This window comes from Streptomyces sp. NPDC047886 (assembly GCF_043204435.1).
In the GTDB taxonomy this organism is placed as follows: Bacteria; Actinomycetota; Actinomycetes; order Streptomycetales; family Streptomycetaceae; genus Streptomyces.
The window spans coordinates 315,063-332,388 of the sequence record NZ_JBIDCF010000003.1; the positions used below are offsets into that span (position 1 = coordinate 315,063).

Here is a 17,326-nt window from a genome sequence, read left to right on the forward strand (position 1 = left end):
TCGTCGGCATCGGCGTTTCGGGGCGCGTCAATGCCCGGCGGCAGGTCACCCTACCCGGAGCGGCCGGATATCGCCGGGCGGTGGGTCCCCGTACGGCGGGGCGCGGGGCGGTGGGTCCCCGTACGGCGGGGCGCGGGGCGGTGGGGCGCCGCGCGGCCGTGTCAGACGCCCGTCTCCGTCTCCGGGCCCTCCAGGCCGAGCGGGCCCTCCAGGCCGGGCGCGCCCCACACCGGGAACCAGCGGCCCAGATCGTCCTCCATCCGCAGCTCGTCCGCGAGGAGCGCCCGCACCTGGAGCTCCAGGGCGTTGTCGCGCTTCTCGGCCACGCCCGGCACCGGGGCGAACGGGTAGAAGGAGCCCCGCTTGTAGAGGTAGACGAGCGCCAGGGCCCGCCCTGTCCCGGGGTCCCGGAAGCCGATCAGGGAGCAGAGGAGCTGCGGCCCGAACCCGGCGTCCTGGAGCAGCGTGTTCACCGCGTGCAGGTCGTTGACCAGCGCGGCGATGTCGTCCGCCGGGTGGCGGGCCAGCACCCAGGTGTAGCCGTACCCGTCCCGGCTGAACTCGACGGGCGTGCCGCCCCGGCCCGTGTCGGCGTCCAGCAGGTCGCGCACCTCGTCCTGGAGGCGGCCGAACGCCCCGCCCTCGACCCCGGCGAAGCACACGGAGCCCGCCCCGGTCGGCGCGTACCCGGTGCCCGCCTGGAGGCTGATCGCGGCGGACGGCAGCCCGAAGAGCCGGTCCAGATCGGGCCGTACGGGCTTGCTGCGGCCGAGGATCGCGTCGAGGAGTCCCATGCGGCACCGGGCCTTTCGGGTGCGGGAGGTACGGTCACGGGCGGCCGAGCTGGCCCGAGATCCGGGCCAGCTGGTTCAGCCGCTGTTCGAGGGTGGGGTGCGACGAGAACAGCCGGCCCAGGCTCTCCTTGGACGAGAACGCGGGCGCGAACCAGAAGGCGTTGTACGGCTCCGCCTTCCGCAGGTCGCGGGTGGGGATGCGGGCCATGTCGCCGGTCACCTTCGTCAGCGCGGAGGCCAGCGCGGACGGGCGGCCGGTCAGCAGGGCGGCGGCCCGGTCGGCGGACAGCTCGCGGTAGCGGGAGAGCAGCCGCGTCAGCAGATAGCCGAGCACGTACACCACGCCGCTGATCACCGGGATGAGCAGCACGGCGATCGCGGCGCCGCCGTCACGGCCGTGTCCGGAGCGCCCGAAGCCGCCCCAGAGGGCGACGCGGGCCATCATGCCCGCGAGGACGCCGAGGAACGCCGCGATCGTCATCACCACGACGTCGCGGTGGGCCACGTGCGACATCTCGTGCGCGAGGACGCCCTCCAGTTCCTCCGGCTCCAGCCGGCGCAGCAGTCCGGTCGTCGCGCACACCAGCGCGGTGTTCTGGCTGCGGCCGGTCGCGAAGGCGTTCGGCACGTCGGTTTCGGCGATGGCCACGCGCGGCTTCGGCATGTCGGCGAGCGCGCAGATCCGGTCGATGGCGCCGTGCAGCTCGGGCGCCTGCTCCGGGGTCACCTCGCGGGCGCCCATGCTGTACGCGGCGATACGGTCGCTGAACCAGAACTGCGCGATGAACAGGCCGCCGGCGATCAGCAGGATGACCGGCCACGAGCCGCGCAGGAAAGCCATCAGGACGCCGACGAACACGACGTAGAGCAGTCCGATGAGGAACATGGTCGTGACCATGCGGGTGGTGAGTCCCCGGTCCGGGACGTAGCGGGAGCCGGAGCCGGAACGCGATGCGGACATGGCGGCCCTCCCAGGGGTTCTCCCTCGATTGTGCCCCTTTTGCGTACCGACGGGTTTCGGCCGGGTTCCCCCTGTACGCCGCCCCTACCCTGTGGATCTCACCGAGCCCGGGAAGCCCGTGGATCTGACGGATCCCGTGGAACCTGGGGAACTCGTAGATCTTTACGCCATTCCACCCTGACAAAGTGTCATACTGTATGCGTAGCCCTTCGCGCATCCCCCGTCGTGAAGGGCTACACCCATATCCGGCCGCATCGCGCGCGGCCCGCCCCGCACGTCGCCCACACATCTCCCGCACATCGCCGACGCGTCGCGCTCGGGCGTCCGGGCAGAGTTCTCACACGGGCAAGGGACTCCCCTCGTGGCCCCCTGCCCGTGTTTTTTCGAGTTAACAGTGACGTAGAGTGTTTACGCAAGCCCGTTCCGATCCCCGGGCGTCCCGGAGGGGTCGGTACAGTACGAGCCCGTTGACCGCGCAGGAGCGGCGGACGCGAATGTGGGGACCGGGATGGACAACGGCGGAAAGCACGCGCCTGAGCTGAAGACGTTGCAGCAGAAGGTCGCGTACATGGTGGAGAAGACCTTTCCCGGCCAGAAGGTCTCGGGCCGGTTCTTCGCCGACCTCGTCAAGGAGCGCGGCGGCTCGCTGTCCCACAGCTACTTCTCCAACATCCTCGCGGGGAAGGTCACCCAGCCGTCCGAGGACATCCTCAAGGCGCTCGGCCTGGGCTTCGGAGTCGACTGGCGGTTCTTCAAGGAGGAGTCGGAGGTCGTCGACGACGTCGTCGCCGGCCTGCAATTCCTGGCGAAACGGCGGACCGGTGAAATCAGCGGATTGGCCGGTCGTGGTCTTGACGACGACGGCCTCCCGCCCGAACTGCTCGAATTCGCGCTGTCACTCCTGGAGGACAGCAAGGAGAAGAGGAACGACGCCACCGGAGAAGCGGACGAGTAGCGAACAGTCGTACGCACGCGTTGGCTAAACTCGCCGATCGTCCGTCACATACGCGTGACCACGATCGATGAGGTCTCCATGTCCCTGCGCGAGCTGCGGAAAGAGTGCGAAGCCGGACTGGCCGACCTTCCCATCCCCGCGCCCTTCAGCATCGAGGGACTCGTCGCCAACATGGAGGCGGCGCGCGGCCGCACCATCGTGCTCCGGGAACTCCCCGACCGGCTGGCCCGTGTCAACGCCGCCTGCGGGCTCCGGCTGAAATCCGGTGACACGAGTTTCGTGCTCTACCGCCGGCGCCCCACCACCTACCAGACGCAGCACGTCATCCTGCACGAGCTGTGCCACGAGTGGTTCGACCACGGCACCGGGCTGGACGCCGAGCAACTGCGCCGGCTGCTGCCCGTCTTCGACACCTCGCTGATCGACCGGGTCGTCGCGTCCGGCACGACGATCCAGGCCCGCGCCCAGTACGACACGCACGACGAACGCGTCGCGGAGTTCGGTGCCTCGCTCATCCCGCGGATGGCCCGCGAGGTGTCGAGCGACGACATGGTCGGCCGCCTGGCGAACTCCCTCTCCCGCCCGGTGGCGCACCGGCGCCGGGCGTTCTTCCGCCGCCGGCCGTAAGCCCATGAGCCCGTGAGCCCGTGAGCCCGTGAGTCCGTGAGCTCATGAGCCCATGAGCCCGTGGGCCCATGAGCCCCGGCCCGCCACCCCCACCAGCCCCCGACCCGAGGATTCCTGTGACCGCGCTGGACCTGGCCGGCTACCTCATAGCCGGTGTGATGACCGCCGTCGCGCTGTGGCGCATGCCGGCCGCGCTGTGGGGCGACGAGGAGGACAAGCGCCGCCGGGCCCTGTGGGGCTGCTACGCGGGCTTCGCCGCCGCCCTGTGGACCAAGACCCACGTCGTACGCATCGGGCTCAACAACAGCCCGGTCGTGGACCTCGCCGTCCTCATCAAGCACTACACGGCGACCATCGCGATCCTCGCCATCCTCAGCTACATCGTCGCGATCTACGGCGCCTACCCGGCGGACGGGGACGTACCGCGGCACGTACGGTTCGCCCGGATCATCCAGCAGGTCGCGGCGAAGGCGTCCGTGGCCACGATGATCCTGCTGACCGTGCTGTTCTTCACGGTCGTCGACCGGTCCGTGCCGTCGGACCGGTTCGTCTCCGACCACGCGGGCCAGTGGGGCGCCGCGCTCTACATGAGCGTGTTCTACCTGTACTTGGGCGCCGCGTCGGCCGTCTGCGCCTACCAGTGGGCGCTGGCCACCGCCAACGCCACGGTGCGGCACCTGCGGGTCGGCCTCGGCATGATGACGTTCGCGATGTTCATCGGCGTCGGCTACACGGTCAGCCGGACCCTCTTCCTGTGGATCAGCGTGGTCGAGGAACCGACGCGGACGTTCGCCCGGAACTTCGACAAGGCCACGGAGATCGCGCAGATCGTGCTGTTCGCGTTCTTCGCGCTCGGCGCCTCCATCCCCGCGTTCGGCAAGGGCTGGCGCCGGGTGCGGCTGTGGCGGGCGCAGATGGCGCTGCACCCGCTGTGGCGGGAGCTGATGACCGCGTTCCCCGACCAGCCGTTCGCGCCGCCCGAGTCGCTGCGCCGTGAGCTGACCCGCTTCGACACCCCCGCGGACCTGCGGGTCGACCGGTGGGCGGCGGACATCGCCGACGCGGTGGAGAAGCTCCGCCACTACGTGCCCGACGGGCTCCTCCCGGCCGCGAAGCGCGCCGCCGGCGGGGCCGGGCCGCTCGCCGACGCCTACTGGATCAAGGCGGCGCTCGTCGCGAAGGCGGACGGCGCCCCGGCCGGAGGGGCCGCGGCGATCGAGCCGAAGCACGCCGCCGACCAGGACGACGAGGTGGCGTGGCTGGTCCGGGTGGCCGCCGCCTACCGCACGGTCGGGGAGACACGGGCCCGGGAGCTCCTGGCATCGCTGGAGGCCGCCGCATGAGGACCGCGCGACGCACGCCAAGGGAACCGGCCACCGGCCCGGAGACCGCCACCGCCCCTGTCCCCGGCCCGGAGACCGCCACCGCACCCGGCCCCGGCCCGGAGCCTGCACCCGGCCCGGAGCCCGCACCCGGCCCGGTGCGGGCGCCCGTGGCGCGCGTGGTGACGGATGTCCTCCAGCCCCGGAACGTCCTCCTCGCCGGGATGCTCGCCGTCGGCGCGGCGGCGGCCGGCGACTGGACCGGGCTCCTGTGGGGCTTCCTCGGCGCCCTGTGCGCGGGGCTGATCCCGGCGGGCTACATCGAATGGGAACGCGGCCGCGGCAAGTGGGGCGACCGGCATGTGGTCGACCGGACGAAACGGGCCCCGATCTTCTTCGTGATCCTCGGCTCCATCGGCACCGGCTCCGTCGTCATGCGCCTGAGCGGCGCCCCGACGGGCATCCTCGTCGCGATGCTCGCCCTGTGGGCGATGACGGTGCTGCTGCTCGCCGTCAACACGGTGTGGAAGATCTCCGTCGACTCGGCGGTCGCCGCCGCCGTGGTCACCCTGCTCGGCATGGTCCACTCCCCGTGGTGGCTCTCGCTGTACGCCATGGCGGCGGCGGTCTGCTGGTCCCGCGTGGCCCTGCGGTACCACACGGTCGCCCAGACGGTGGCGGGCGCGGCGGCGGGCATGGCCACGGCGACGGCCTTTCTGTTCGTCTGACACCGGTCACCCCGCCCCGGGCCACTCCGGAGGGTGCAATTCCGCCGTAGCCCTGGACAACCCGCCCGCCACTGTGCGTGGATGAGGCCCATGCACCGGTCCCTTCTGTGGACGAGGTGGTGCATGCCCCCGCCCGGCCGCTTCCCGTCAGGGAAGAGACAGCCGGGCGGGGCATCGATCCCCGTCGGCTTCGGCCGCCGCCCCCGTCGCCGCCCGCCGCCTTCTCGGCGAGCCCTGGCGGCCGTGTCAGGGCCGTCGCCCCGGCACCAGGGCCGGCCCGGCGGCTAGCCCACGGCTAACCCCACAGCGCGCGGGCCGCCGCCACGCCCGCGAAGGCCGCGCCGATCGAGGCCGTCGCCGTCAGGGCGGTATTGGCCACGGCGTACCGCAGCGAGCCCGACCGGGCGAGGCGCAGCGTCTCGTACGAGAACGTCGAGTACGTGGTGAGCGCGCCGCACAGGCCCGTGCCGAGCAGCGCGTACGCGGAGGACGACACGGCCGCGCCGGTCAGGGTGCCGAGGATCAGGGAGCCGACGACGTTGACGGTGAGGGTGCCCCACGGGAAGACCGTGTCGTGCCGGGCTTGGACCGCACGGTCGGTGAGGTAGCGCAGGGGGGCGCCGAGGGCGCCGCCCACGACGACGAGCAGCCAGTTCACTCGGCGTCGCCGCCGCTCTCACGGCCCGCGTAGCGGATGACCTCGCAGTGGTCCAGGATCACCAGGCCCTCGCCGACCAGCTCGTCCAGCTGGGGCAGGAACGCGCGGATCCGCGTCTCCTCGTCGACGATGACGATCGCGACGGGCAGGTCCTCGCTCAGGGACAGCAGCCGTGACGTGTGGATGAGCGACGACGCCCCGAACCCCTCGACGCCCCGGAACACGCTGGCGCCCGCGAGGCCCGCCGCGTGCGCGCGGTGCACGATCTCCGAGTAGAGCGGGCGGTGCCGCCACTGGTCGCTCTCCCCGATGAAGATCGTCACCCGTAGTGCCGTGCCGGTCAGCCTCGTCATCGTCCCGTCCTCCACTCCAGCGCGCGGCGCGTCGCCCCGGCCGCCAGGGCCACCGCCGCCAGGGCCACCGCCAGGGTGCCCAGCAGGTACGACAGGGCGGTCACCGGCTCGCCCCGCTCCACCAGCCGGTGGACGTCCACCGCGTATGTGGAGAAGGTCGTGAACCCGCCGAGCACTCCCGTGCCGAAGAAGGGGCGCACCAGCCGGTGCGGGCGCCATGCCTCGTCCAGCGCCACCAGGAACACGCCGATCACCGCGCAGCCGACCGCGTTCGTCCACAGTGTCGCCCAGGGGAACGCGCCCGGCGCGGCGGGCCACAGCAGCGACGCCCCGTAGCGGGCCGAGGCCCCCACCGCGCCGCCCAGCGCCACCGCGCCGATGACCGGCCATTCCCTCCAGGACATGGTCATAGCGGGCAGCGTAGCCAGCCCCGTCCGCCCCGCCGCGTTTGCCCTGCCCCGTGGGGTGTACCCGGCGGAGCGGGAAAACCCCCGAAACGCATCGAATCCCACGCAATCGAACAGAACGCGCGGAAACGACAGCAGGAGGCGAAACCACCATGTCGACCATGGTTGTCGGAGACATGCTGCGCACCTACCCCGCGGACCTGGGACAGGTCGACCGCGAGAAGCTCATCCGCTGCATCGAGGAGTGCGTCTCCTGTGCCCAGGCGTGCAGCGCCTGCGCGGACGCGTGTCTGTCCGAGGAGCACATCAACGAGCTCGCGAAGTGCGTCCGCACCAACCTGGACTGCGCCGACATCTGTCAGGCCACCGCCGCGGTGCTCTCCCGCCACACCGGGTACGACGCGAATCTGACGCGCGCTGTTCTCCAGGCCTGTGCCGTCGCCTGTACGACCTGCGCGGACGAGTGCGGGCAGCACGCCGACGCGCACGAGCACTGCCGGGTGTGCGCCGAAGCCTGCCGCCGCTGCGAGCAGGCCTGCGACGAGCTCCTCACCGCGCTCGGATAGCGGCCAGCTCGGGTAGGGACCCGCTCGGGTAGGGACCACGGGCCGTGGGCGCGCCCCTCCCGTGCGCTCCTGCGGTCTCCCGTGCGTCCCCGCAGCCCCCGTGGGCGTTCAGCCGTCGGCGAGGAGCCGGTCCACCAGGCCGTCCAGGTCCAGCCGCTCCTCGCCCTCGGGCACCGCCTCGTACGTACGGTCGAGGAACCGCTTCAGCGACCGCTCCGAGACCCGGAACACCACCTCGCGGCACAGTTCGATGTGCAGCCCGGCGTCCGACGGATCGGATTCCGGCCACATCCGGACGTCGCCCACACCCACCGGACGCAGCATGCCGTCGCGCAGCATGCCCCGGTCGAGCCGCCACTCGGCGTAGACGCGGCCGCCGCTGGTGAAGGCCACCGTCACCGCGTACGGATCCCTGACGTCGTAGGTCATGTGCGCCAGTACCGGCAGGTCCTGGAGGCGCATGAAGAGCTTGTCGTGCACGACCGCGTGATTCACGGTTTCCTCCCGGGGCTGGGGGCGGTTGGGGTACGCCTCCCCCAGTGCCCCGCAGGCGCGCCGCCTACCCTGCCCGCATGAATCTGGCCGAACCCGCCGCGGCCCCCGGGTCGCGTCCACCGGCGGCGGACGCGCGTGAGATGCATCGCATTGTGCCCTTTGGGCCTCTTCAGGCCACCCGTCCTCCGCCTACCGTAGGCGGGTGCCATCGCCCCTGACCGAGATCGCCGCGACCTACGCGCCGCGCTTCGCCGAGTTCGCCTTCGAGCCCGGCTTCGTCGCCGCGGTGGACCAGCATGTCGCGGAGCTCCGGGAACGCACCGGGGCCGGGGGGCCCGGGCTGCTGCTCGGACCACCCGACCACGAGGTGCTCTCCGACTACGCGCTCGGCTTCCTCGACGCGCTCGCCGAGACCGACTGGCGCGAGCCCGTGGGGCACGACTACGCGGTCTGCCGGCTGACCGCCATCTGCTGGCTGGTCCGCGAACACGACCTGCTCGCCGCGCCCCACGACCGGGACGCCGACCGCTCCTGACCACCCGGACCTGAACGCGTCCGGAGTCGTCACCGCCGGAACGGGCGCCCAGCCGTCACATCGGGTCCGTGCCCCGGGGCGGCGGCTCCATGCCGGGGCGCGTCTGCCCCTGCTGCCCCTGCTGTCCCTGCTGCCGCTCCCGCTCCTGGGCCGGCTGGTTGGCCAGCGCGTCCTGGCGGCCCGCCATGTAGGCGCTGGCGCCCGTGCGGGCCTTCGCGGACTCCTGCTCCGCCTGGGCCATCCAGCGCTCCATCCGCTGCCGCATCGGCTGGATCATCCCGCCGCCGACACCGACGATGAGGATGCCCGCCGCCGCGGCGAGCACCGCGTACAGCACCGGCTGGGTGACGGCGGTGGCGATCCCGGCCTGGCCGAGCGCCGCGATCACACCGAGGCCGACGATGACGGCCCAGACGACGGTGGCGACGGTGTTGCCGTACGAGGTGCCGGACAGGACTCCCTGGACGATGCCGCGCACGGCGTTGGCGATGGCCATCGCGACGACCACCAGCACCAGGGCCACCACGGCCCTCGGCAGCCAGGCGACGATGCCGTCGATCATGCCGCTGATCGGGTTCGGACCGAACACGCCGAAGGCGAGCTGCAGCGTGATCAGCAGAAGTCCGTAGTACACGACCTTGGCGATGATGCCGGTCGCGTCGTACTTCGAGTTCCGCAGGTAGCGGTCCGAGCCCGCCCGCTCACTGAGCCGTTCGAAGCCGACCTTCCGCAGCACCTTGTCCAGGACCTTGGCGATCAGCTTCGACAGGAACCAGCCGATGACCAGGATGACGAGGAAAGCCACGAACTTCGGTACGAACTGGGCGACCTTCGACCAGGCGTCGGTTATGCCCTGCTGGAAATCCACCGCGAGGGTGGAGCTGTACGTGACGTGCTGGGACATGAGTGGCCCTCCACTCGACAAGCCCCCCGCGGACGTGTTGCTCCTTCGAGGGATATCAGCAGCGGCCGGACCCCGCCCCCTGGTCAGAACCGTTCGGGGTACCTACGGGCCAGTACGAGCCAGCCCACCAGGGCGGCGGCCACGATCACACCGACGACGTGCTCGGTCATGGGAACTCCTCGGGAGGGGACGGAAGCGGCAGGGAAGGGACGACGACAGGAGCCGGCGGCCAGGAGCCACCTCCGCAAGCCGACCGGAGCCGACGGAACCCGACGGAAGCCGACCGGAGCCGACGGAGGCCGACGGAGGCCGACGGAGGCCGACGGGACGAGCAAAGCGCCCGGCCGGGCGGCCCACTCCCCGTGCCGTCACCTGTTGACACCTCCATAACGATGCGGGGGCACGCCTTGGCGCATCTCGTACCGAGCCGTACGAGAGCCGTTCGGATGCCGTACGAGAGCCGTTCGGGGCGCGGTTCGGCGGCCGTACGGAGCCGTTCGGGGAAGCGGCACGGGAGCCGTTCGGGCGTGCCCGCGTAGGCCGGTCGGCGCACACCGGACTGCGGGCGGCCCGGCGCGTTCCTACGGTGGCTGAATGATCGTCAGTTCTTCTGGGCCCCTCGTGCGCGGCCCCGGCGCGGCCGGCGCCCTCCTCGTGCTGCTCCTGCTCCTGCTGCCGCTGCTCCTGCTGTCGACCGCCGCGTCGGCCGTCGCCGCCGGGCGGTTCACCGGGGCCCGGCCGGGCGAGCCGATGCCGCCGCGCCCGACGCCCCGCGTGGACCCGGCGTTCCTGCACCGGCCCGGCACCCAGGTGCGGCTCCCGCCCGGCGTCGCGGGCCCGCCCAGGGTGTCGGCGCGGTCCTGGCTGGTCGCCGACGCCGGTACGGGGGACGTGCTCGCCGCCCACGACGCCCATCTGCGGCTGCCTCCGGCGTCCACGCTGAAGGCCCTGTTCGCGCTGACCGTGCTGCCCGAACTGGCGCAGGAGGCCCGGCACAGGGTCAGCGGACGGGAGCTCGACGGCATCGGCTCGGGCAGCAGCCTCGTCGGGGTGAAGGAGGACGTCACCTACCGGGTCGCCGACCTGTGGCGGGGCGTCTTCCTGCACTCCGGCAATGACGCCGTGCACGTCCTCGCCGCGATGAACGGCGGCTGGAAGGCCACGGCCCGGCAGATGGAGGCCACGGCCAGGAAGCTGGGCGCCGTCGACACACGGGTGGTGTCACCGGACGGGTACGACGCGCCCGGCCAGGTCTCCTCCGCGTACGACCTGGCCGTCTTCGGGCGGGCCGGGCTCCAGAACCCGGACTTCGCCCGGTACTGCGCGCTGCCGTACGCCACGTTCCCCGCGGGCGGCTGGTCGTACGGCATCCGCAACACCAACCGGCTGATCACCGGCGCCGACGGGGTGGCCCGCTACCCGGGGATCCTCGGCGTGAAGAACGGCTACACGAGCCGGGCCGGGCACACCCTGATCGCCGCCGCCCGGCGCGGCTCCCGCACGCTCGTGGTGTCCGTGATGAACCCCCGCCAGGGCGGCGGGCGCGCCGTGTACGAGGAGGCGCGGGCGCTGCTCGACTGGGGCTTCGGGCCGGGCGCGAAGGTGCGGCCGGTGGGCTCGCTGCTGCCACCGGAGCCGGCACCCGCGCCGCTGTCGATGGCGTCGGCGGCCGCGGCGGGGCCGACCGCGGTCCCGGCGGCGAAGGCCGGGGCGAGCGCGGCACCCGCCGCAGGACCGGCGGCGCGGCCGGGGCCCCTCATGGCCCCGGTCGCGGGCGGTCCGGTCGGCCGGGACGGCGACGGGGAAGGACCGAGCGGTGTCCTGCCGGTCCTGTTCGTCGGCTCCGCGTGCCTGGCGGCCGCGGCGCTGTGGCTGGCCAGGCGCCGCGCCGTGCACTGAGGCGGGCGCGGACGCCGACCGGAGCGCGCGCCCCCGCTACGACTCCGACGGGTCGGGGTCGCCGCTGCCGTACGGGCGGGTGATGATCTCCATGCCGTGGCCCGCCGGATCCTTGAAGTAGACCCCTCGGCCACCGTCGTTGTGGTTGATCTCGCCGGGCTGCCTGCCGTGCGGATCGGCCCAGTACGTGATCCCCGCCTCCTGGATCCGCCGGAACGCCGTGTCGAACTCGGCCTCCGAGACGAGGAACGCGTAATGCTGCGTGGTGATCGACTCCGCCGGGATCGACGCGAAGTCGAGGGTGACGCCGTTGCTCGTCGCCACCGGCACGAACGGCCCCCACTCGGGGCCGACTTCGAGTCCGAGGATATGCGCCAGGAACGCGGCGGACTCATGGTTGTTCTTGGCGTGAACGATGGTGTGGTTCAGCTCTACCGACACTGTGGAATGCCTCCGTAAGGCAGACTCACGGGCACCTCCATGCCTCACCCGGTCGGTGACCGGCACGCGATGCCGTACGCACAAGCCTAGGAACCACGACCGGCACTGTCTAGATCGTTTTCAGCGGGGAGAGCGCCCATGGCCGTTCCGGTGATCCTCGACTGCGACCCGGGTCACGACGACGCCTTCGCCATCATGCTCGCGGCCGCCCACCCGGCCGTCGACCTCCTCGCGATCACCACCGTCGCAGGGAACCAGACGGTGGAGAAGACCACCCTCAACGCCCGCCGGGTGTGCACCGCCGCCGGGATCGACACGGTGCCCATCGCCGCCGGGCGGGCCCGCCCCCTGCACGGGCCCGGCATCGTGGCCGCCGACATCCACGGCACGTCCGGGCTCGACGGCCCCGGCTTCGGCGAACCGACCGTGCCGCTCGACCCGCGCGACGCGCAGACGCTGCTCCGCGAGACCCTGCTCGCCCATCCCGTCCCGGTGACGCTCGTGCCGACGGGGCCGCTGAGCAACATCGCCGCGTTCCTGCTGGCCCACCCGGAGCTGGCCGCCGAACGGGTCGAACGGATCGTGCTGATGGGCGGCTCCACCGAGCGCGGCAACCGGACGCCCGCCGCCGAGTTCAACATCGCCGCCGACCCGGAGGCCGCCGACATCGTCTTCTCCAGCGGACTGCCGGTGACCATGATCGGGCTGAACGTCAGCCACCGGGTGCCCGCCACCCCCGACGTGGTCGCCAGGATCGAGGCGCTGGGCACACCGCTGGCCCGGCTGTGCACCGACCTGCTGACGTTCTTCGGGGCGGCGTACCGCGAGGTCTTCGGCTTCGCCGCGCCCCCGCTGCACGATCCGCTGACCGTGGCCCATCTGATCGACCCGGACCTGATCAGGCTCGTCCACGCACCGGTCGCGGTGGAGCTGACCGGCACCCACACCCGGGGCGCGACCGTCGTGGACCTCGACGGGGTCTGGGGCCGGCCGCCCAACGCGCACGTCGGTGTGGACGTGGACGCGGCCGCGTTCTGGGACCTGGTCGTCGGCGCGGTGGCCACCCTGGGCGGCGCCGCCCCGCCCCGGACGTGACCCGCGGGTGAGCCGGGTCAGCGCCGCAGCGCCCACCGCTGCACCGACTCCAGCGGCCCGGCCCTGAACCGGCGCAGCCACAGCGTGGCACCCGCCATCAGCACCAGGGACACCGCCGCCCACAGCCCCATCACCCACCAGGGCCGCCAGCTGTCGCCGAGCCGGGCGGCGAGGCCGAGCCCGAACCCGTACGAGACGAGCACGCACAGCGCGTTCTGCAGGACGTAGCCCGACAGGGCCGCGCGCCCCAGGGACGTCAGGCCCGTCATGACGGGTCCCGGCCGCCGCACCCGGTCCACGAGCACGCCCACCAGCCCGAGGTAGCCGACCGCCACCAGCGGCGCCGCACCGTACCGGCCGAGCATGAACCAGTCGCCGCCCGCCACCGCCACGGCCGCGTTCAGCGGAACGCCGAGGCCCAGACCCCAGGCCAGCATCCGGGCGCGCAGCCGCCGCCCGGTGGCGTCCGCCCGGAACGCGCCCGCCCGCAGCAGCCGCACACCCAGCAGGAACAGGAACACCAGCAGCCCGAACGTGAGGACCGGTTCCATGCGCAGGGCGATCGCGTTCTGGAGCCGGAAGGCAATCTGCTCGGCCCAGCTGCCGTGCGCGTACAGGTCCACCACGTCCGGCGAGACCACGCCGCCCCCGCTACCGGAGTCCCCGTCCCCGCCGTCGTCGAGGGCGACGAGGGCGGCCGTCAGCAGCCCCGTCACCGTCAGGTGCAGTCCGGCCGCCCACCACATCACCCGGCGCCGCGCCCGCCCCGACCGGGTCAGCAGCCAGGCCACGAACAGCGCGGTCACCGCGTACCCCATCAGCACGTCCCACGCGAAGACGAACACGAAGTGGACGGTGCCCTCGGCGAACAGGAACAGCGCCCGCCACCGGTAGCGGCCGGGCCACGGCAGGCCGCGCCGCTCGGCCGCCCCGTACTGGATGGCGAGGCCCGCGCCGAACAGGATGGTCAGCATCGACAGGAACTTGCCGTCCGCCACCAGCCGGAACAGGCTCTCGGCGGCCTCCGGGACGGAGTCCAGGGACATCCGCCCCGTCCCCGACTGGAGGACGCCCCACTCGGCGCCCGGCCCGGTGAAGATCCACACGTTGGTCATGAGCGTGCCGAGGATCGCGACCCCGCGCGCCACGTCCAGCAGGGCCAGCCGCCGCCCGGTGGCGACGGCCTCCTCTGCGGTAGCCAGTTGTGTCATGTCCACCATGCTCGGCGGGGGCCGCGCGGCATTCGTCGTCGCCGAAGACGAACGGGCGCTGCATCGAAGGATGTACGCGGCCGGGCGGAACCCGTCCGTCAGTACGGGGTCTTCCGTGCCGCGATGTAGGCCCGCAGCCGCCGGGTGTCGTCGTCGGTCCAGCCCGCCGGCGGCACCACGGCGGCCCAGCCGTCCACCGGCCCGGCCCCGTAGCGGTGGCCGTGCGGTGCCTGCACGCCGTAGCTGACGGCCATGTCGACGGTCGTCTGCCAGAACGCCACGAACGGGAACCAGTTGATCTCGGGCGTGATGTCGGGGCCGAGCGGCTCGTCCATCCACTCCGGGCGCTGGAACATCAGGTCCGTGGACCACCAGACGACGGGATCGGAGGCGTTCTGCAGGTAGACGACGCGCGGTGTCCCCCAGGGGCGCCCCCCGGGGCGGCGCAGGTCCACGGCGGGGAACTGCGCGAACCGCACGTTCAGCCCCTCCTGGTACTGCGGCCGCCACACCGGGCTGCCGGGGTCGCGGCGGTCGCGCAACTGGCGTGACAGGGGCGAGAAGTTCGGCGTGCCCAGCAGCAGGGCGCCGTCGGTGGAGTCCAGCAGGTCGTCCATGTCCGCGAACGACGCCTCCACGGCGTACGCGCCGAGGCTCTCGCCCGTCACGACGAGCCGGGGCCGCCGGTCCGGCGCCAGGGTGGCCAGCTTCGCCCGGACGGCGTCCACGAGCGCGCTGGTCGCCTTGCCCGCCTTCTCCTTGTCGACCAGGAAGGACACCCAGGACGGCAGGTACGAGTACTGGACCGCGACGATCGCGGTGTCGCCGCCGTGCAGGTACTCCAGGGACTGGGCCACGTTCGAGTCGATCCAGCCGCTGCCGGTGGTGCCGGCGACGGCCAGGACCGCCCGGCCGAACGCGCCCGTACGCTCCAGTTCCCGCACCGCCAGCTCCGCCTGCGCGCGGAACCCGGCGTCGTCGGCGCCCGCCCCGGCGAACGCCCTCGGCGACTGCGAGCTGATGTAGATCCGTACCGGATCCCTGGCGGGCCGCCCCGTGAACGCGCCGATCTCCGCACGCGTCGGCACGGTCCCCGTGAAGTTGCGGCCCTGGAACCCGAGCTCGTCCCACCGGAGCAGCGAACCCGGCCCGCCCGAGACGTACGGCGACGAGGGCCGGGTGATCCCGTCCTTCGTACCGCCGTTGGTGGCCTCGGCGATCCGGTCGGCGACGTCGACGATGCCGCGCTCGAAGACGACGTCCCGTACCCCGACGGTCACCGCCATCGTGGTGAGCACCAGACCGGTGCCGACGGCGACCGGCCGGGGCAGCCAGCCGCCCAGCGCCCGGATGAGCCGCCGCGCGCCGAGCCGCACGAGCCGCGCCACCACCAGCAGCAGCCCGCACAGCGTGACGGTGATCAGCGCGATCATCACGGTGTGCCAGGTCAGCGCGGGCGCCAGCCCCTGTAACCGGCGCAGCCTGCGCTGCATGTCGGCGCTGTCGGATATGAGCCAGCCGGACAGGCCGGGCCCGAGCAGCCAGTACGCCTGCCAGCACCGGGCGCGGGCCCCCTCGCCCGGCCGCCAGGCCACGAGCGCGCGGAACACCCCGCCCGCGGCGGCGCCGACGGCGTACCCGATGGCGGCGGTGATCCCGCCGATGACGCCCTGGAGGAGCCAGGGCCGGGGTACGAGCGACGGGGTGAGCGACAGCCAGAAGAAGAGCGTCGCGGCGACGAGGGCGGTGAGATCGGGCCATCTCCGGACGACCCTGCGCGGATCGACGGGGTCGCGGTACGGGTGGGCGGCCGCGGCGGCGAGCCGCCGTACCGCCGACTGCCCGGCCGACGCCCCCTCGTCGCTCATGGTCTGCACGGTAGCGCAGCACGACGAGACGTGACGTCTCGAACGCCCGAATCCGGGCGGGAGCCTTGACGTTTGAAGTCCGGACGCCGGGTACTCGGCCCGGCATGAATACCAACACGGCCGCCGACAGCGGCGCGACGACGAAGACACGGACGGCGGAGAGCACGCCGCTCTCCCTGACGGGCGAGATCCAGGGCCGCATCCGCACCTGCAGACCCGCACGCACGGACAGAGAACCCGAGGATCCGGCGCAGGACTGGAACATCGTGCGGGGTGAGGACTGACCCGCGCGCGGCTCACACGAGATGGCTCCAACTGCGCGGATGAGCGGCCAGATAGGCCCGCAGGCTCATCGCCGGATGTCCCGTCAGCCTCGGCACGGTGTCGGACACGGTGGCGAGTTCGCCCCGTGCCATCGCCTCGTACGACGTGACCCATCCGGCGACCTGCCACTCCGGCGCACCGAACCCGGCCCGCGACGCGTACGCCTCGTCGCGGGTCTCCGGCAGATAGCGGCAGGTACGCCCGGTGGCGCGTGACATCTCATCGGCGGCCTCCGCGAGCGTGAAGGCGTCCCCGCCGGTCACGTCGTACGTGGCGCCGTCGTGCTCCGCCCCTCCCCGCAGGACCACCGCGGCGACGTCGGCGATGTCCTCGTGGGCGACGGCGGCGACACGCCCGTTCCCGGCCGGGCCACGGATCACGCCGTCCTTCCCGGTCATGGCCGCGATCCCCGCCAGGTACCAGCCGTCCCGCAGGAACGTGAACGCCATGCCGCCGTGCGCCCGGATGTACTGCTCCGTGTGCCAGTGGTCCCGCGCGAACGTGAACGTCGCCCCGGGCGCCGCCCCCTGGAACGACAGGTAGACGATCCGGCCGACGCCCGCCGCCACCGCCGCGTCGACGGCCGTACGGTGCTCGGCCACCCGGCCGGGCGCCTCGTGCGCGGAGACCAGGAACAGCGTGTCGGCCCCGTCCAGGGCCCGGCGCATCGCCTCCCCGTCCCCGTACGCGGCGGGCGCCGCCCTCACCGCACCGGGCAGCTCCGGCAGCCGCGCCGCGTCCCGCCCCAGCAGCCGCGTGGCCACCCCCGCGTCGGCCAGCCGCCGCGCGACCCGCCCCCCGACCCGCCCGCTCGCCCCGGTGACGGCGACGACCTCGACTCCGCTCATGCCCGCAGTCTCCGCCACCCGGCACCGCGCGTCACCCCGGAACCACCCGCCCGAGGCCGGCGGTCACCGACCGGGCCAGTGGTGGAACGTCAGACCGCCCGGATCGGTCAGACTCCCCCGCAGCCCGGCCGCCGGATAGGGAATCAGGGCGTCGGGCAGCGCGTCATCGGCGAACCAGGCGAGATCCAGGCACGGCGCGGACGACGGCGGGAAGGGGACGCGCGGGGTCGCCCACGCGGGATCGGCCGGTGCGGGAGGGCTTCCGGGACGGGGACCCGGGCCCGGACGGCCGGAGGAGGTGCGTCCGGAGCGGCACCGACCACACCCACCGGCGG

Annotated in this window: 20 protein-coding genes; 9 read left to right on the plus strand and 11 right to left on the minus strand. The window is 72.9% G+C overall.

The genetic code is table 11. The features are described from left to right. Nucleotides 1-161: 161 nt before the first annotated feature. Both ACGF5U_RS13000 and htpX read right to left on the minus strand, forming a co-directional pair. A complete protein-coding gene (locus ACGF5U_RS13000; protein WP_392710146.1) occupies nt 162-794 on the minus strand; it encodes a hypothetical protein in 633 nt (210 codons plus the stop codon). Between the two features lie 34 nt (nt 795-828). After that, nucleotides 829-1,755 (minus strand): zinc metalloprotease HtpX, encoded by a 927-nt coding sequence (gene htpX, locus ACGF5U_RS13005; protein ID WP_392710148.1) that lies wholly within the window; start codon nt 1,753-1,755, stop codon nt 829-831. A 508-nt stretch (nt 1,756-2,263) separates the two neighbouring features. Here htpX and ACGF5U_RS13010 point away from each other — a divergent pair. The 4 genes from ACGF5U_RS13010 (at nt 2,264) to ACGF5U_RS13025 (ending at nt 5,387) form a co-directional block, all read left to right on the plus strand. After that, nucleotides 2,264-2,710 (plus strand): hypothetical protein, encoded by a 447-nt coding sequence (locus ACGF5U_RS13010; protein WP_392710149.1) that lies wholly within the window; start codon nt 2,264-2,266, stop codon nt 2,708-2,710. 78 nt (nt 2,711-2,788) lie between these two features. Further along, entirely contained in the window at nt 2,789-3,337 is a 549-nt protein-coding gene (locus ACGF5U_RS13015; protein WP_392710649.1) for a toxin, read from the plus strand. 116 nt (nt 3,338-3,453) lie between these two features. Next, nucleotides 3,454-4,680 (plus strand): MAB_1171c family putative transporter, encoded by a 1,227-nt coding sequence (locus ACGF5U_RS13020; protein WP_392710151.1) that lies wholly within the window; start codon nt 3,454-3,456, stop codon nt 4,678-4,680. Further along, entirely contained in the window at nt 4,677-5,387 is a 711-nt protein-coding gene (locus tag ACGF5U_RS13025) for a hypothetical protein (protein WP_392710153.1), read from the plus strand. Before ACGF5U_RS13020 ends, ACGF5U_RS13025 begins: the two co-directional genes overlap by 4 nt. A 295-nt stretch (nt 5,388-5,682) precedes the next feature. Here the strand turns inward: ACGF5U_RS13025 and crcB (ACGF5U_RS13030) are convergent, their stop codons facing one another. The 3 genes from crcB (ACGF5U_RS13030) to crcB (ACGF5U_RS13040) are packed head-to-tail and all read right to left on the minus strand — an operon-like array spanning nt 5,683 to nt 6,808. After that, nucleotides 5,683-6,045, minus strand: a complete 363-nt coding sequence (crcB, locus tag ACGF5U_RS13030; RefSeq protein WP_392710154.1) for a fluoride efflux transporter CrcB — start codon at nt 6,043-6,045, stop codon at nt 5,683-5,685. Continuing rightward, nucleotides 6,042-6,398 carry a DUF190 domain-containing protein gene (locus ACGF5U_RS13035; RefSeq protein ID WP_392710156.1) on the minus strand — a complete coding sequence of 119 codons (357 nt, stop codon included), beginning with the start codon at nt 6,396-6,398 and terminating at the stop codon, nt 6,042-6,044. The genes crcB (ACGF5U_RS13030) and ACGF5U_RS13035 overlap by 4 nt, the downstream gene beginning before the upstream one ends. Beyond that, nucleotides 6,395-6,808, minus strand: coding sequence for a fluoride efflux transporter CrcB (gene crcB / locus ACGF5U_RS13040; RefSeq protein ID WP_392710158.1), 414 nt, complete (start codon nt 6,806-6,808; stop codon nt 6,395-6,397). The genes ACGF5U_RS13035 and crcB (ACGF5U_RS13040) overlap by 4 nt, the downstream gene beginning before the upstream one ends. Before the next feature lie 158 nt (nt 6,809-6,966). Here crcB (ACGF5U_RS13040) and ACGF5U_RS13045 point away from each other — a divergent pair, with 158 nt between their 5' ends. Beyond that, a complete protein-coding gene (locus ACGF5U_RS13045; RefSeq protein WP_392710160.1) occupies nt 6,967-7,371 on the plus strand; it encodes a four-helix bundle copper-binding protein in 405 nt (134 codons plus the stop codon). A gap of 108 nt (nt 7,372-7,479) precedes the next feature. On the opposite strand, the gene ACGF5U_RS13050 is transcribed toward ACGF5U_RS13045, so the two are convergent. Continuing rightward, nucleotides 7,480-7,866: an SsgA family sporulation/cell division regulator gene (locus ACGF5U_RS13050; protein WP_392710162.1), complete on the minus strand. Its 387-nt coding sequence runs from the start codon at nt 7,864-7,866 to the stop codon at nt 7,480-7,482. 202 nt (nt 7,867-8,068) lie between these two features. Between ACGF5U_RS13050 and ACGF5U_RS13055 the strand changes: the two genes are divergently transcribed. Then, complete coding sequence (locus ACGF5U_RS13055; RefSeq protein ID WP_392710164.1) at nt 8,069-8,401, plus strand: DUF6401 family natural product biosynthesis protein; 333 nt, start codon at nt 8,069-8,071, stop codon at nt 8,399-8,401. A 55-nt stretch (nt 8,402-8,456) separates the two neighbouring features. Here ACGF5U_RS13055 and ACGF5U_RS13060 read toward each other — a convergent pair whose 3' ends face one another. Beyond that, the gene (locus ACGF5U_RS13060) at nt 8,457-9,305 is read right to left on the minus strand and encodes a hypothetical protein (RefSeq protein WP_392710166.1); all 849 of its coding nucleotides are present in this window, start codon (nt 9,303-9,305) and stop codon (nt 8,457-8,459) included. A 594-nt stretch (nt 9,306-9,899) separates the two neighbouring features. On the opposite strand from ACGF5U_RS13060, the gene ACGF5U_RS13065 reads away from it, so the two are divergent. Continuing rightward, nucleotides 9,900-11,204, plus strand: coding sequence for a D-alanyl-D-alanine carboxypeptidase family protein (locus ACGF5U_RS13065; RefSeq protein ID WP_392710168.1), 1,305 nt, complete (start codon nt 9,900-9,902; stop codon nt 11,202-11,204). Nucleotides 11,205-11,240: 36 nt separating this feature from the next. On the opposite strand, the gene ACGF5U_RS13070 is transcribed toward ACGF5U_RS13065, so the two are convergent. Beyond that, nucleotides 11,241-11,645, minus strand: a complete 405-nt coding sequence (locus ACGF5U_RS13070) for a VOC family protein (protein ID WP_392710170.1) — start codon at nt 11,643-11,645, stop codon at nt 11,241-11,243. A 138-nt stretch (nt 11,646-11,783) separates the two neighbouring features. Here ACGF5U_RS13070 and ACGF5U_RS13075 point away from each other — a divergent pair, with 138 nt between their 5' ends. Further along, nucleotides 11,784-12,740, plus strand: coding sequence for a nucleoside hydrolase (locus tag ACGF5U_RS13075; RefSeq protein ID WP_392710172.1), 957 nt, complete (start codon nt 11,784-11,786; stop codon nt 12,738-12,740). Nucleotides 12,741-12,757: 17 nt separating this feature from the next. On the opposite strand, the gene ACGF5U_RS13080 is transcribed toward ACGF5U_RS13075, so the two are convergent. Further along, nucleotides 12,758-13,942, minus strand: coding sequence for a DUF418 domain-containing protein (locus tag ACGF5U_RS13080; protein ID WP_392710651.1), 1,185 nt, complete (start codon nt 13,940-13,942; stop codon nt 12,758-12,760). A 107-nt stretch (nt 13,943-14,049) separates the two neighbouring features. Further along, nucleotides 14,050-15,819 carry an alpha/beta hydrolase gene (locus ACGF5U_RS13085; RefSeq protein WP_392710174.1) on the minus strand — a complete coding sequence of 590 codons (1,770 nt, stop codon included), beginning with the start codon at nt 15,817-15,819 and terminating at the stop codon, nt 14,050-14,052. A 104-nt stretch (nt 15,820-15,923) separates the two neighbouring features. Here ACGF5U_RS13085 and ACGF5U_RS13090 point away from each other — a divergent pair, with 104 nt between their 5' ends. Further along, on the plus strand, nt 15,924-16,103 hold the full coding sequence (locus ACGF5U_RS13090; protein WP_392710176.1) for a hypothetical protein: 180 nt from the start codon (nt 15,924-15,926) through the stop codon (nt 16,101-16,103). A gap of 12 nt (nt 16,104-16,115) precedes the next feature. Here ACGF5U_RS13090 and ACGF5U_RS13095 read toward each other — a convergent pair whose 3' ends face one another. Next, nucleotides 16,116-16,991 carry an NAD(P)H-binding protein gene (locus ACGF5U_RS13095; protein WP_392710178.1) on the minus strand — a complete coding sequence of 292 codons (876 nt, stop codon included), beginning with the start codon at nt 16,989-16,991 and terminating at the stop codon, nt 16,116-16,118. Between the last annotated feature and the right edge of the window lie 335 nt (nt 16,992-17,326).